Source organism: Fibrobacter sp. UWT3 (assembly GCF_900230125.1).
GTDB lineage: Bacteria > Fibrobacterota > Fibrobacteria > Fibrobacterales > Fibrobacteraceae > Fibrobacter.
Genome location: NZ_OCSS01000002.1, coordinates 757,497 through 772,174 on the forward strand (window position 1 = coordinate 757,497; position 14,678 = coordinate 772,174).

Sequence of the window (14,678 nt, forward strand, 5' to 3'; positions counted from 1 at the left end):
ATATATCCTTTTTTCTTGTTAAGTGGTATACCCTTGTGGTCTAGGCAGCCTGTTTTGACAGCCTATATTCCACCGGTGTCATGTAACCGAGCGAACTATGGAGCCGTTTCCGGTTGTAGAACAGCTCGATGTACCTGAAAACGGCCTCCCGCACGTCTTCGATGTCCTTGAAGTCTCGCCTGTAGGCCATCTCCTTCTTGAAGCTTGCGAAGAAGCTTTCCATGCAGGCGTTGTCGTAGGGGCAGCCCGGGGCGCTCATCGAGGGCGTTATCCCATTCTCCGAGAGCATCGTGCGGTAGCCCATGCTGCTGTACTGCACGCCACGGTCGGAATGGAAGATTAGTCCGTCGTGATGGCCGCGTTGCATGATGGCATTGGACAACGCGCGCTTGACAAGTTCCGTGTCGATGTTCTTGCTCACGGCATAACCCACCGCCTCCTTGTTGCATAGGTCAAGTACCACGGCAAGGTACACCCAGCCAAGCGTAGTCTTGACGTAGGTGATGTCGCCGGCCCAGACGGCGTTCAGACTGTCGGGATCGAACTTCCGCTGCACCAGGTTCTCGCTGTACATGGAGTCACATTTGCCCTTGCGGTAGGGTTTCCATTTCTTGAGCGTGACCGGATAGAGACCGTTCTCGCGCATGATGCGGCGCAGTTTCCACACCTTTACCTCGTCACCCTTGTCATGGAGTGCCGCCTGCATCTTCGGGCAACCGTACACGCGGTGGTTTTCTTCGAAGGTGTCGCGGACCTTCTGGACAAGCCGTTCTTCGCGGGCCTTCTTCTCGGCACGTTTTTCCTGCTGGCGCGACCACTGGTAGTAGGAACACTGCGGTATTCCTAGGGCTCTGCACATCTTCCTGACTGAGTATTTCTTGCGGTTCACGTGTATCGCCTCGCATTTCAGTCGTGTGGTCGCATAAAGATGTGCAGGGATTTTTTTAGGATCTCTACCGTCTCCTTCTCGTCCGCAAGCTCCTTTTCACGCTTCTTCAGGAGTTTTTCCAGTTCCCTGTTCTTGGCGGCGAGTTCCTCGACGGACACCTTGCGGATTCGCCGTTCCTCGCGGTAGCTCGGCAGGTTGTGTTCCTTGCGGTACTCGTTTACCCACCGACCGACTGTATTGGGCCCGATTCCGAGTTCCTTGGCTATTTGGTTTGCTGACTTTTCGCCTTTCAGGACCAGCTTGATGACCTGTTCCCTTGTCTCGGAGCTATAGTTGATTTTTGCCATTGTTTTACCTTTTGGGGGTTGCGCAATGAATATAGTAGCTTATGCTACCCTCTTATTAAACTCCTGCATGGTCCACCTTTTAAAAGGTTCTTACCAATATATCGATCTATCTTTTTTGATTGTCAAGTGCAGCAGTACAAACCCCAGCGCAAAACCCACGATGGTGGGCGCCACGGCAGACATGGTGTGCTGCACGGCCTGGATGAACCACGGTCCTCGGGTGCTGTAGGAGATATGGCCCAACAAGATATAAAAAAGGGGCTTTTTTCCCCATTTTCGGCGAATTCTTGTTGAAACGGGCACCGAATATGCTAAATTGGAAGACAAATGAAAAAGAATTCCGCTCTATACTTCTCCGTTGGCCTCGTTGTCCTCTTGGCTATCGTGATTCTTGTGTTCGGAATGTTCTTCTTGAACGAAAAGGATCCTCGCGAAACTTTCAATACATTCTATCTCCGCTTTACGCAGGTGAGCACGCTCGTGCTCGATGACCCCGTGAAGGTGAACGGCGTCAAGATGGGCAAGGTAGAGGACATTAGCCTTGCCGGCCACCGCGTGGTGGTGCGTATACGCCTCCGTACCGACGTGAAGATTCCGAAGGATTCCGAAATCCGCGTGCAGAACATCGGTATCATGGGCGAACGCCAGATTGGCATGATTCTCGGCGACGAGGAAGCCTATTTTGCCCCGGGCGATACCATCAACGGCCAGTTCGACGCCGGTATTGCCGAAGCGCTCGGCCTTGCGGGCGAGGTTTGCGACAGCACGAAGGTGCTTCTTGAATCCGTGAAGTCGGCCCTCAACGGCACGATTGCGAATCCCGATTTCCAGGAACGTTTCAGGACGCTCCTCACGAAGGCCGAAAACCTGGAAGACCGCCTGATGACCATGGTCAACACGACCGACCCGCAGTTGAAGAAGAGCCTCGCCAGCCTGAACGAGGTCATGGGCAAGGTAGACGCGCTTGTTGACGGCGTGAAGCCGCCTATTGACAATCTCTTTGCCAACGCCGATAAGACTATAGGCCATGCCGATGCGCTGGTTGGCCAGCTGGAAGGCGTAACCAAGCATCTCGACGACCTGATCGCGAAGGTGCAGTCCAAGGACAATACTGTGGGCATACTCCTTTCTGATAGGAAACTGCACGACGACCTGGTTAAGACGGTCCATTCGGCAGACAGCCTGTTCCGCGTGATCCTGCATGACGGTCTGGACGTGAACGTGGATATTTTCTGAGGAAACGATGATAGAGAAGGTTCTTACAGTCACGAATAAGCTCGGGATACACGCGAGGCCCGCCGGCATGATTGTCGACATTACCGGCCCCGCGAAGAGCGACGTGTTCATTATGTTCGAGGGCTCTAGGGCGAACGCCAAGAGCATCTTGAACGTGATGATGCTCGCTATTCCGATGGGCTCCGAAGTCCGCTTCGAGGTGGACGGCGAGGACGAGCAGGAAGTCGTGCAAAGGTTGGAAACGCTTTTCCATGACAATTTCAACGAAGAACCCGGCTGATACCGGCACGGAGAAGTCTTTCGGGACAAGGCCTGCACGTCAGGTCCTTGTGGGTATTCCCGCATCCCCCGGCCTCGTCATGGGCCGTGCGTTCCAGGTGGCGAGCCGCGAGATTACCGTCGTCGAGGAGGACATTCCCGAGTCGCGCGTGCAGGCGGAAGAACAGTTGTTCCGCAGGGCGGTGACCCGCACCTCCAAGGAGATTTCGCAAATCAAAGAAATCTCCGAGACGCGCACGGGCGTGCACGATAGCCTCATATTCTCGACGCACCTGATGATATTGCAGGACCCGGGCCTCATGAACGCTGTCCTGAAGATGATTCGCGAGGGCCGCAAGAATGCCCGCTGGGCGGTGCACGTGGTGCTCGGGGACTACATCGACAAGTTCGAGAAAATCGATTCGCCCGCGATGCGCGACAAGGCGGCCGACCTGCGCGACCTGTACAACAGGCTCATGTCGACGATGGACGAGGCCGAACCGGCCTTGGAGGAAGTGTCTGGCGAGGACGGCGCGGTGATTGTCGCGCACGAGATTCTGCCGAGCTTCCTGATGGCGCTCAAGCCGGGCCAGGCCCGCGCGCTTTTGATGGATACCGGTGGCCGTACGAGCCACGTGGCGATTCTTGCGCGCTCCCTGCAGATACCGGCTGTGTCGGGCCTGCGCAATGTTGTCACGGCGGTAAAGCCCGACGACACGATTATCGTGGACGGCTCGGGAGGCCTTGTCATTGTCAACCCGAACGAGGACGACATCCGCAGGTTCCGTGAACGTGTGGAGGTGTTCGAACGCCAGCGCAGGGAACTGTTTACCATGCGCAGGCTTGAGCCGATGACCCGCGACGGCAAGTACATTACTTTACATGCAAACATAGAACTGCCTACTGAAGCGGAGAAGGTGATGGATTACGGCGCGACGGGCGTCGGGCTATACCGTTCCGAGTTCTTGTTCTTGCAGTACAGCGCCCCGACCGAGGAAGAACAGACCGAAGCCTACAGGCAGATCCTCGACACGATGGCACCTTGCCCGGTGACCATCCGTACGCTCGACGCGGGTGGCGATAAACTAGTCTCGGGCATTACCGCGACCAACGAGGCGAACCCCTTCATGGGCTGGCGCTCCATCCGCGTGTGCCTCGACCGCGAGGATATTTTCTGCACGCAGCTGAAGGCGCTCCTCAAGGCGAATACCAAGGGTAACTTGCGCATATTGCTCCCGATGATTTCGGGGCTCGAGGAACTGCGCCGTGCGAAGGCGTGCATCCGTCGCTGTTCCGAGGAACTGGAGGCAGAAGGAATCAAGAGCGCTACGGTGAAGGTGGGCATCATGATTGAAGTGCCTGCCGCGGTGGTACTTGTAGACCTGCTGGCGAAGGAGGCCGACTTTTTCAGCATCGGTACAAACGACCTTATCCAGTTTACGCTTGCGGTGGACCGCACGAACGAACTCATTACCGACATGTTCCAGCCGCACCACCCCGCGGTGCTGAACATGATATACCAGACTGTGAACGCCGCCCACAGGGAAGGCATCCCGGTGGCGGTCTGTGGCGAAATGGGTTCTGACCCGATGAGTGTTCTGCTGCTTGTCGGCCTTGGGGTCGATGAACTTTCCATGACGCCCTGGAGCGTGATGGCGACAAAGAAGATTATACGCTCGATAAACTTCGAGGATGTCCGCGAGAGTGCGCTTGCCGTGCTGCAGATGGACGACACGAACAGCGTGAACGGCTACATGTACAGGAAGTACGCGCAGACCATTACCGACCTCGGGATATCGAGCTTTATTGGCCAAGTTGGAAACGAGGTGCATGGTGATACTTAGTGGTTCGGTGTTCTTTCGCCGGTTCTTTCCTGTTCTCTTGCTGATTGTCGCGTGCGAAGCTTCGGGTGAAAAAGGCGACGGCAAGGCGGACAGCGCGAATGTGGGCGAAGCCGCCGCAGCCGAGAACGATATCCCGCTGGACCCGTATGCCGCACTCGAGCAGATTCCTTCGGATGATTTCCATAATCGCGTAATCCGTGCCGACCGCGCGAAGCGTAGCATGGAAGATACTTCGCTTGCCCGCAATGTGCGCGACTATGCCCGCGCCGCGTATTATTACTACACCGAAAAGTGGGATAGCGCGTACACGACCTACGATTCCCTGAGGGGGCGCGACCCGAAACTGGAAGCGGAAGTAGTCTTGCGCATGGCGAAGGCGAAATCTCGGCAGGGCGATTTTGCTGGGATGCGTGCCGCCCTGAACCTGGGGGCGAAACTCTCGAAGAACGAGTCTTTCGCGCGCACGGCGGCAAGGCTCCGCGTGGAGGCGGCGCTTGCCGACTCAACGCTTTCGGAAAAAATGCAGGCGGATTCCCTGAAGGCTTTCCTCGAGAAGTTCCCGAAGGGCGACGATGCCGCCGCCCTCAAGTACCGTTACGCGTCTTACCTGGAACAGGACAAGCAGGAGAAGCAGGCGAAACGTTACTACATGCAACTGCTTGCGACATCGACCCCGTACAGGGATTCCGCATTTGCGGCAATCAGGCGGCTCCGCAAGGTTCAGGCCTTCCCGGAATCGCTCGCGGAGAAGGTCGCTTACGCGAAGATGGCCTGCGCGAAGGAAGAAGCGGGGGCATGCCTCGGGCTTCTCGATTCCATACGGATTCTTGATGAGGGCTTGGTGGCGGAACACCCGGAATCGGCGGCGGCGCCGTCCGGAGATTCGCTGCAGCAGAAACTTTCCAGGAGCACGCTCGACCTGAACACGCGTATCGTGCTGTGGAGCAAGCGCGGCGAGGCGCTCAAGGCGGTGGGCCGCAATGACGAGGCGATTGCGCAGTACAAGTTCCTGGTGGATTCCGTGGAAGCGCGCCCCGTGTGGATCCAGGCGGCGCTCCGCCTTCTCAGAAGTTTTGCCCCGAAGAACACGAAAGAAATCCGCAGGCTCGATTCCATGCTGCAGAGCGCGAACAAGTACAGCAAGGAAAATGCGAACAGCCTGTGGGTGAAGGGATTCGAGTACGAGCAGAAAGAAAATTACGACAGTGCGGTGGTGACCTTCGAGAAACTTGCCGACAGGCGGTTCGGAAACAACCAGAAACGCCAGTGGGCAAAGTTCCGCATCGGGTTCATCTACTTCAAGCAGGAACGCTGGGCCGAAGCCGAAAAGGCGCTTATCGATGCCGCGAAGGAACCATTCCTGTGGAGCGGTAGCGGGGCAAGGTACTTCCTTGCCGAATCGTACATGAGGCAGAACAAGGATTCCCTTGCGCGCGAGGCTTTCCTCGACTGCATCCGCGATTTCCCGCTGGGCTACTACGCGCACCGTAGCCGCATGAAGCTCGTGGAATATGAACTGCTCGAAAAGTTCGAGGTGCCGTACGCACGCGGCGTGCCCATGACTCCCGAGGCGACGCTTGCCTGGGTGAAGAACCTGCAGAAGGGAGCGAAGGACCCGACCTACACTCCGGAACGCTACAACCGCATCAAGACGCTGTTCCAGTACGGGTTTAGCGACGAGGCCTTTGCCCTGTATGACGAGGCCCGCAAGAAGAATGCGAAGAGGCTCGACTTCCTGTACGAATATGGCAAGCTGTTCTACGACATGGGGGAGGTTGCCGCGGGTTACAGGCTCGCGCGCCAGTTCCAGGCGAATATCGACCGTCGCGTGCTTGCTGATGCCCCGATAGAAGTACTGCATTATCTTTTCCCGCTGCCCTACAAGGACCAGGTGAAGTTCCATTCCGGAACGCGCATCGACCCGTTTTTCGTTTATAGCGTGATGCGCCAGGAATCCATATTCGACTACCAGATTACATCGCCTGCGGGCGCGTGCGGTCTGCTGCAGATTATGCCCGCGACAGGCAAGATGCTCGCGAAGCAGGAATACATGGATTCTTTCGACCCGTCGCAGTTGTATAATCCGTACATGAATATCCGCCTCGGCATCCGTTACCTCGTGGATTTGAAGGCGCAGTACAAGGACGACTACATGTACGTGCTCGGAAACTACAATGCGGGCCCGAAGCCCACGAAACGCTGGCAGGCTGCCGGGGAAGGCAAGAACTGGGACATCCGCGCCGAGGAAATCAGCTACTGGGAAACCCGCGACTACGTGAAACGCGTGATGGGCAACTACTGGATATACCAGGAAATTTACGACACCTCGGAATTCGGAATCTAGTGCCATGCTTTTCTTGTTGCTAACCATAGGTCCTGCATTCCTGTTCGCTTGCGGGAACATTCTGGAAAAGTCCGGGGTGTCGACTGTCGGCAAGCGCACCGGCGGAACGTCGCGCCCCTGGGAGTTTTTCAAGGGAGTCGTTACGAACAAGTTCTGGTGGCTGGGCATCTGCTGTTCGGGCCTTGCGACTCTCGGGTACTACATCGCGATGGCCCGCTACGACCTCTCGCAGGTGCAGCCGATGATGGTGCTGAATCCGGTCCTTACGGCGCTCATGGGCTTTTGCATATTGAAGGAGGCGCTCACGAAGCGTATCGTCGTCGCCATCTGCTTTGTGGTGGCGGGCCTCCTCTATTCGGTTGAAAGTCTGGGTGAATCGACTGCCGTGCAGAATATCGGTATGCTCTGGGCCTATGCGGGCGGCCTGTGCGCGGTAACGCTCTTTGCTCACTTGTTTGTAAAGGACCGCGAGATGGTGGATTCTTTCATCATGGGTGTCGGCTTCGGCCTTTCTGCGGCGTTCTACAAGAGCCTCGCGATGGACTTCGACCTTGACCATATCGAGATTTCCTCGGTAGCGGGCCTGCTGCTCGATTTCCGCACGCTGGGTTACATCGCGACATACGGCATAGCGTTCCTCTATTCGCAGATTTCCTTTTCGCGCGGTCGTGCGCTGTTCATTGTCCCGTTCAGTGCTGCCGTGGGGGCTGCCGTCCCTACGCTTGCGGGTGCTCTGGTGTTTTCCGAGGCCTTCCCTGTCGGGAAGATTGTCTCGGTGTCGCTCGTGCTTACCGGTGCCGCCCTTTTTGTGGTCCGTAGGCCCCGTCGCAAGTCCGGTCTGCCTTCTGCCAATCCGTAATGCAAATCACACTTTTGTGTGCGAAGGCTGTTTCCGGTAACTGCTAGCCGGCAATCCGTTTCTTTATATTTTCGTTTTATATATATTCGGGATATGGTGTGTGACCGTTTGTCATTAGTCCTCCGGTTCGCGGGCAGGTTCCTTGGCCTGGCTGTCGTTTCCGCGCTGGTGCTGTCGTGTTCCGATGACAGCGGTTCGGGTGCGCAGGTTGAAGTGCCCGCCAGTTCCGCGTCGGGTAAATCTGCTGTCCCGTATGTAGGCGGTTCCCCGGTGGTCGTGACGGAAATCGACCCGGTGAATATCTCGTTCAAGGACCACGAGGGTGGCGATGCGGGATGGGTCGAGTTTTTTAACCCGGCGGAAACACCTGTGAACTTGTCTGGACTCTACTTGACCGATGACCTCTCGCAACCCAGGAAGTGGGCGTTCGGGAATGTGCCCGTGCCGGCGCAGGGATTCATGGTGCTGTACCTTTCGGGCAAGGACCTTCCCGACTACGAGGCTCCTCACGACTCGACGAACCTGATTGGGCCCGGCTGCTGGAAATGGACCGACGCGCAGAGCGAACCCGTGGCGGGCGAGAGCCGTGCGGACAATCTTCCGGGAAAATCGAAGGTGTGCTTTACCGAGAACGGCAGTCGTGCTTTCGGTAGCCGTATGCAGTTTGGCGAGAACGAGGAACTTGGCTGGACATCGATTGCCGTGTTCGTGGGGACGGGTTCCTCTTCGAAGGACGACGTGGTCGATATTTCCGCGGCGAACGAGATTCTCCTGACGGGGTACGTGACTGCGGGCCGTAAGCTTGCTTTCCGCCTGGCGCAACCCGATGTGGACGACTGGCTCGGGTGGGAAGCTGTTATCGAGGGTACGGGCGATTCAAATACCACGTATGCCATCGGGCTTCCGCAGGGAATGAAACTTCCGGATTTGCAGAATATCTATGGTACGCGATTCAGCCCCGAGTCGAACGAGATGAAGGCGGTGGATATGAAGGTGACCTCGTTTATCGCGCGCAATCGCGGGCATGAACCTCACGCGAATTTCAAGCTGCACCACAAGGGGGGAAGCCTCTACCTGATGAATGAGGATGGCGCGATTGTGGATTCCATCGCGTACCCCGCAATGCCTGTGGGCAAGACGTGGTCCTTCGGTGTGTCGCCCGAGGGTGCGGCGACTTACGGGTTTGCGGACCCGAGCCCTTACGGCGGCGCCTTCATGTCGGTCGTGTATTCCGAACGCTCACCCGCAATTACGGACAAACTGCCTCCCTCGGGATTCTACAAGGAACCCTTCACTGTCGCTTTCGATGCGGACGCGCATGTGCGTTGCGTGCAGGGCGGTGCGCTGCCCGACGGGAATGCGCCCGCGGCTCAGTCGCTGACAGTTTCTGCGACTACGGTTTTGCGCTGTGCCTCCTTCGTGCCGGGAATGTACCCGGGCGATGTGGAAACCCGCACCTACGTGTTCGAGGAACAGCCGACTATTGCAAGCGTGTTCATTACCGCAAACCCGCTCTCGCTCTTTGACCCGGATACGGGCCTGTACATGGATGGCCCCGATGCACAGGAAAAGATTCCGCATTACGGTGCGAACTACTGGTCCGACCGCGAACTCCCCGTGACTGTCGAGCTGTTTGAGCCGGGAGTAGGCACGCCTGCGTTCGCGAAGGACGCCGGCTTCCAGATTTTCGGGAACTACAGCAGGGCGAACGACAAGAAGTCTGTCGCCATCGTGTTCCGTGAAAAGTATGGCGACAATCGCCTGAAATACCCGCTGTTCCCCGCATTCCCGGAACTGGACAAGTTTAAGGGATTTATCCTTCGCGTGGGGAATTTCGGGCAGGACTACATTCACGACGACCTCGCGAGTTCACTCTCCGAAGGCCTCGGCGTGGATTACCAGCGCAGCAGGCCCGCAATCGTCTTTTATAACGGCGAATACTATGGAATACAGAACATCCGCGAACGTTCGAACCGCTACTACTTCGAGACCCACTACGGCTATGACCCGGACGAAATTGACTTGCTGAAGGCGGACAATTCGGCGAGCAGCGGGGAATCTTCGGATTACGTGGAACTTCTGGACTGGCTGGAATCGCACCCGCTCGATAGCGATGAAAACTACCGGTATGTGGCGACAAAAATCGACGTGGACAACTTTATCAATTACCAGCAGACGGAAATTTACGCGAACAACCGCGACTGGCCCTCGAACAACCTGAAAAAGTGGCGAGTGCGCAACCCGGCGACGCCCTGGAGATGGTTCCTGTACGACATGGATTTCGGTTTCGGTAACGACATGAGCGAATATACGAACAACATATTCGAGTTTGCCGCTGCCGAGGATGGCCCGGACTGGCCGAACGGACCCAAGTCTACGTTCCTGTTCCGCAAGTTGCTGGAAAACAAGTCGTTCACGAACAAGTTTGTGAACCGCATGTCGACGCTCCTGGCCACGAACTTCGAAAAGACGCGTGTGCTTGCTCGCATCGAAGCCATGATGGGCGAGATTTCTGCCGAAGTGGCGCGTGACCAGAAACGCTGGGGGCATAGCGCGAAGTGGATGGATCAGGTTCTTGACGATATGAAGTATTTCGCGGAGAGCCGCGAGTCTGAAATCCTCTTTGACATGCAGGAATTTTTTGCCCTGGGTGAGTTCGTTCCCGTGACGTTTGCGGCAAGCGGGAGCGGTCGCGTGCTTGTCGAGGGGCTCCCGCTCGACAGGCCCGCGGTAAAGGTGACCCTCTTCAAGGGAACCCCAGTGATTGTTTCTGCGGAAGGCATGAACGGCGGTGTATTTACCGGCTGGAGCGACGGCGTGACGGATGTGACCCGCACGATTATGCCTGGTGAAATCGATGCCCTGACAGCGAATTTCAAGTAGGCAGATTTGGCCTGAAAACACCTTGTTCAAAATGGTGTGATTTGGATAACATTTACTGCACTTAAGTGCAGTGTTTTTATGCTTCTTTCGGGCCAATTTGTACATCTTTTGAAAAGGGTGTTTTCCCGTCATTTTTGAATTGCTAAATTTGTAAAATCATGAACTACAATACCAAGATTCTTTGCATTGGCGCGGGCTATGTTGGCGGCCCCACTATGACTGTTATTGCCGACAAGTGCCCCGACGTGAAGGTTACCGTAGTCGATATCAACCAGGCCCGAATCGACGCCTGGAACAGCGACAATCTCCCGATTTTTGAACCCGGCCTCGACGACGTGGTGAAGCGCGCCCGTGGCCGTAACCTCTTCTTCAGCACGGACATCCCGGCTGCGATTAAAGAAGCGAACATCATCTTCGTTTCCGTGAACACCCCGACCAAGACCTTCGGTCACGGTGCCGGTAAGGCATCCGACCTGCAGTACTGGGAAAAGACCGCGCGTAACATTCTGGAAATTGCCGACGAAGGCAAGATTATCGTCGAGAAGTCGACCCTCCCGGTGCGTACGGCCGCCGCGATGGAGCGCATCCTGAATTCTAACGACAAGGGCCTGCACTTCGAGGTGCTCAGCAACCCCGAATTCCTCGCCGAAGGTACCGCCATCAACGACCTGTTCGAACCGGACCGCGTGCTCATCGGTAGCCATCAGACGGAATCGGGCCTCGCCGCCTGCCAGAAGCTCGTGGACGTATATGCCCACTGGGTGCCGCGTGACCGCATCCTCACGACGAACCTCTGGAGTTCCGAACTCACGAAGCTTACCGCGAACGCGTTCCTCGCGCAGCGCATCAGCTCCATCAACTCCATCAGCGCCCTTTGCGAAAAGACCGGCGCCGACGTGGACGAAGTCGCCTACGTGATGGGCAAGGACCGCCGTATCGGGCCCAAGTTCCTGAAGGCCTCCATCGGTTTCGGTGGCTCCTGCTTCAAGAAGGATATTTTGAACCTCGTGTACCTGTGCGGTTACTACGGCCTCCCCGAAGTCGCCGCCTACTGGGAAAGCGTCGTGAAGATCAACGAGTGGCAGACCCACCGCGTGGTGGACCGCATGCTCGAGACCATGTTCAACACGATTGCAAGCAAGAAGATTGCCGTGTTCGGGTTTGCCTTCAAGGCGAACACCGGCGATACCCGCGAAAGCCCCGCGAACCTCGTGGTGCGCGACCTGCTTGCCGAACATGCACAGCCGGTCGTGACCGACCCGAAGGCTATCCCCGATGCCAAACGCGACCTGAAGGACGTAATCGACCAGGTGACGTTCGAGGAAGACCCGTACAAGGCCGCCGAGGGCGCACATGCCGTGGTGGTCTGCACCGAGTGGAAGTGCTTTGCCGAACTTGACTGGAAGCGCATCTACAAGGGCATGGCTAAGCCCGCATTTGTCTTTGATGGACGTAACATCCTGGATGCCGCTGCCCTTCGTAAGATTGGCTTCGAGGTGTCTAGCATCGGTAAAGGCAAAGCGGAGTAGCTGATACGCATTAGACAGTATGTTTACATGGCTTGTAAATGCTGCTATAGCTTTTTTAGGCTTGTATGTTATTAAAGACCTGAAAAAGGGTTTTTGTGTAGCTCTATGTGCGAGGATATTGATCCCTGAAGTGGTTCGATTCCAAGCATTTGGAATGAGCCTTGCTGTCTATGACACATTGATTCTTTGCTTGTGGGCTTCTTTTTTCTGGACCCTTTATAGAAAAGAAAACTCTGAATTTGAAGGAGGCTTTCCAAGAGGATTGCTCCTTTTTTTGCTTTTCTATAATCTTTCTTCCGCAATTCTGATTCTTTTTTCTGCCGAAATCCTCCCGCAAGAAGATCAATTCAAGAGCCTTATAAAAACAGCATTCCAGGAATGCTCGTACCTCATTATTGGGTACTATGCACTCCGGGATGCCGATAAAAAATTCTTTTTCAACCTCTTGATTGCTGTCGCTGTTGCTGCGGGGTTGTATGGTATATATGCCTACATGATAAATAACAACCCGTATATTATGACGATTATTTCGACATATGCCGAAGATAATGGCTATGACAACTTCTTCACGGAGAGCAGAGGTGTTCTAAAGGGGCGGTCTTCCGGGACGCTCACTCACCCACTTGCGTGGGGGCAGTTGTGGGGACTCCTTTTGGCCTTTTATGCGATTCTTTCTCAAACCGAAAAGAAGCCCGTTTGGCTTAGCTGTGCTTTTACGGCCTTGGCTGTGATGAGTATTTTCTTGTGCGGAAGCCGAACGGCGCTTATTGCCACAGGGGTTGTTGCGGTCTTTTTCTTTTTTTCGAGGAGCGGTATCACAAGGCTGAAAATATTTGTTGTTCTACTTGTTTTTTTAATGGGTGTGCTGGCTCTTCCGTTTAAGGATTCAAAATACCCTGTCCTTACCTATGTAAAATCGGCGGTTTTCTTTTGGGATGACTCCTATTCCCGTTCTGTAGGGATTAATGGGAGTAACGCCGATATGCGCTTGGAGCAACTGGACGAGGTTGTTACTATAATGGCGATGTTCCCTATAGGTGGATTGGGTTATAACACAACTTCCGTTCTTGCTGATCACCCGCTATTTGAACGCATGCGTGGCTTTGAAAGTGTTGCCTTTAGAAAGACTCTAGAACAGGGATGGCTAGGCTTTTTATGCTTTATTATAAGCTTTGCAATGTATGCGATTTGGATTATACGGAATGCATCTACAAAAAAAGAAAGCATTTTCATGAAGGGGTATTTTGCTAGTTATTTCGCATCAATTCTTGTAACGGGAATTCAAAATACTTGGTTAATCTTTTTAATGCTGCCTCTTCTGTATTCGGCTAAGAAAAATCCTGAAATAGAAAAAGAAACGGATGCGGAAGAATCAGATGATCAGGATTAAGACGGCTCTTTTGGGGGTTCTAGTTGCATTAAATTGCGCTTTGGCGCAAGGCACAAAAGAACTCTTTGACATCCATAAGGGAATTAATCTAAGTGAGTGGTTGGAAAAGGCCGATGATTTTGAAAATAAAGAATCTTCGGTAACTTTGGCGAATATTGATAGCTTAAGGAAATATGGCTTTGACCATGTTCGGATACCCGTAAGTGAGGAAGTCCTTTTTGACGAAGCATTAAATGTACGCCAGAATATTTTTGATCTTTTAAAAAACAGGATTGACTATTGCCAAAAGATTGGCTTAAAAGTAATTGTAGATCTTCATGCTGCACGCCTCCATTCTTTTACAAAGGCGGGTAATGCTCTTTTTGAAGAGCCTGTGCCTATTGATGATTTTTTGGCTGTATGGACGAAAATGCAGGCGCTCTTTCGTAATTATCCGGTAGATTTTTTGGCGTATGAATGCTTGAATGAACCTGCTGCGGCAAAAGACAAACATCACTTGTGGAATAATGTACTTGCAAAATGGGTGCAGTTCATTCGTAAGACAGAGAAAAAACGTTTCTTGTTTATTGGCACGAATAGGGGTAACCAATTGTGGACGCTGAAATACCTGAAGTTGCCTCAAGATGAACGGCTTGTTCTTTCGTTGCATTATTATTATCCCTTCCTTTTTACTCATTTCCACCCCAATGATGCTTACGCAAAAAGCTTCAACGGGAAAGTTCATTATCCTGGAAAAACGATTGACGATGATGATTATGACAAGTTGCCGAAAACGGCTAGAAAGGAGTATGAATCGTATCGCGAGTATTACGACAAGAAACGAATATATGAAGATTTTAGTGCTGCGATAAAGTTTTCAAAAAAGAATAATATACCGCTAAATATTGGAGAATTTGGCTGTAGACGATTTAACAATCCAGAAGACAGACTGCAATGGTTTAAGGATGTAACGGGGGTATTTAAAGAGAACGGTATTTCTTACACCTTGTGGGGCTTGAATGGGGCGGGGTTTGGGATTTGGATTAATGGTCGGCTCGATAAGCCAATGCTGGAGGCCATTAAATAATCCTTGACTGTGTGAGTGGAAAGATTTGTTATA

Annotated in this window: 11 protein-coding genes; 9 read left to right on the forward strand and 2 right to left on the reverse strand. The window is 54.0% G+C overall.

Going from position 1 to position 14,678, the window contains the following annotated elements:
* Nucleotides 1–40: 40 nt before the first annotated feature.
* Entirely contained in the window at nucleotides 41–889 is an 849-nt protein-coding gene (locus CRO08_RS10975) for an IS3 family transposase (RefSeq protein ID WP_176495013.1), read from the reverse strand.
* 17 nt (nucleotides 890–906) lie between these two features.
* Complete coding sequence (locus tag CRO08_RS10980) at nucleotides 907–1,236, reverse strand: transposase (protein ID WP_097034692.1); 330 nt, start codon at nucleotides 1,234–1,236, stop codon at nucleotides 907–909.
* Nucleotides 1,237–1,563: 327 nt separating this feature from the next.
* Here CRO08_RS10980 and CRO08_RS10985 point away from each other — a divergent pair, with 327 nt between their 5' ends.
* The 9 genes from CRO08_RS10985 (at nucleotide 1,564) to CRO08_RS11025 (ending at nucleotide 14,645) form a co-directional block, all read left to right on the forward strand.
* Entirely contained in the window at nucleotides 1,564–2,472 is a 909-nt protein-coding gene (locus tag CRO08_RS10985; RefSeq protein ID WP_072807836.1) for an MlaD family protein, read from the forward strand.
* A gap of 7 nt (nucleotides 2,473–2,479) precedes the next feature.
* Complete coding sequence (locus tag CRO08_RS10990; protein WP_072807837.1) at nucleotides 2,480–2,752, forward strand: HPr family phosphocarrier protein; 273 nt, start codon at nucleotides 2,480–2,482, stop codon at nucleotides 2,750–2,752.
* On the forward strand, nucleotides 2,724–4,574 hold the full coding sequence (ptsP, locus tag CRO08_RS10995) for a phosphoenolpyruvate--protein phosphotransferase (protein ID WP_097036222.1): 1,851 nt from the start codon (nucleotides 2,724–2,726) through the stop codon (nucleotides 4,572–4,574). The genes CRO08_RS10990 and ptsP overlap by 29 nt, the downstream gene beginning before the upstream one ends.
* Entirely contained in the window at nucleotides 4,561–6,918 is a 2,358-nt protein-coding gene (locus tag CRO08_RS11000; protein WP_097036223.1) for a lytic transglycosylase domain-containing protein, read from the forward strand. Before ptsP ends, CRO08_RS11000 begins: the two co-directional genes overlap by 14 nt.
* A gap of 4 nt (nucleotides 6,919–6,922) precedes the next feature.
* The gene (locus CRO08_RS11005; RefSeq protein ID WP_097036224.1) at nucleotides 6,923–7,777 is read left to right on the forward strand and encodes an EamA family transporter; all 855 of its coding nucleotides are present in this window, start codon (nucleotides 6,923–6,925) and stop codon (nucleotides 7,775–7,777) included.
* Between the two features lie 93 nt (nucleotides 7,778–7,870).
* A complete protein-coding gene (locus CRO08_RS11010; RefSeq protein WP_097036225.1) occupies nucleotides 7,871–10,660 on the forward strand; it encodes a CotH kinase family protein in 2,790 nt (929 codons plus the stop codon).
* Nucleotides 10,661–10,818: 158 nt separating this feature from the next.
* Nucleotides 10,819–12,189, forward strand: a complete 1,371-nt coding sequence (locus CRO08_RS11015; RefSeq protein WP_097036226.1) for a nucleotide sugar dehydrogenase — start codon at nucleotides 10,819–10,821, stop codon at nucleotides 12,187–12,189.
* Nucleotides 12,190–12,208: 19 nt separating this feature from the next.
* Nucleotides 12,209–13,579, forward strand: a complete 1,371-nt coding sequence (locus tag CRO08_RS11020) for an O-antigen ligase (protein WP_141398340.1) — start codon at nucleotides 12,209–12,211, stop codon at nucleotides 13,577–13,579.
* A complete protein-coding gene (locus tag CRO08_RS11025) occupies nucleotides 13,566–14,645 on the forward strand; it encodes a glycoside hydrolase family 5 protein (RefSeq protein ID WP_176495130.1) in 1,080 nt (359 codons plus the stop codon). The genes CRO08_RS11020 and CRO08_RS11025 overlap by 14 nt, the downstream gene beginning before the upstream one ends.
* Nucleotides 14,646–14,678: the final 33 nt, after the last annotated feature.

Excerpts from the sequence above, each read along its gene's own strand:
- ptsP (WP_097036222.1), top strand. The coding sequence starts at position 2,724 with ATGACAATTTCAACGAAGAACCCGGCTGATACCGGCACGGAGAAGTCT.
- CRO08_RS11005 (WP_097036224.1), top strand. The coding sequence starts at position 6,923 with ATGCTTTTCTTGTTGCTAACCATAGGTCCTGCATTCCTGTTCGCTTGC.
- CRO08_RS11000 (WP_097036223.1), top strand. The coding sequence starts at position 4,561 with ATGGTGATACTTAGTGGTTCGGTGTTCTTTCGCCGGTTCTTTCCTGTT.
- CRO08_RS11010 (WP_097036225.1), top strand. The coding sequence starts at position 7,871 with ATGGTGTGTGACCGTTTGTCATTAGTCCTCCGGTTCGCGGGCAGGTTC.
- CRO08_RS10985 (WP_072807836.1), top strand. The coding sequence starts at position 1,564 with ATGAAAAAGAATTCCGCTCTATACTTCTCCGTTGGCCTCGTTGTCCTC.
- CRO08_RS11015 (WP_097036226.1), top strand. The coding sequence starts at position 10,819 with ATGAACTACAATACCAAGATTCTTTGCATTGGCGCGGGCTATGTTGGC.
- CRO08_RS10990 (WP_072807837.1), top strand. The coding sequence starts at position 2,480 with ATGATAGAGAAGGTTCTTACAGTCACGAATAAGCTCGGGATACACGCG.
- CRO08_RS11025 (WP_176495130.1), top strand. The coding sequence starts at position 13,566 with ATGATCAGGATTAAGACGGCTCTTTTGGGGGTTCTAGTTGCATTAAAT.
- CRO08_RS11020 (WP_141398340.1), top strand. The coding sequence starts at position 12,209 with ATGTTTACATGGCTTGTAAATGCTGCTATAGCTTTTTTAGGCTTGTAT.
- CRO08_RS10980 (WP_097034692.1), bottom strand. The coding sequence starts at position 1,236 with ATGGCAAAAATCAACTATAGCTCCGAGACAAGGGAACAGGTCATCAAG.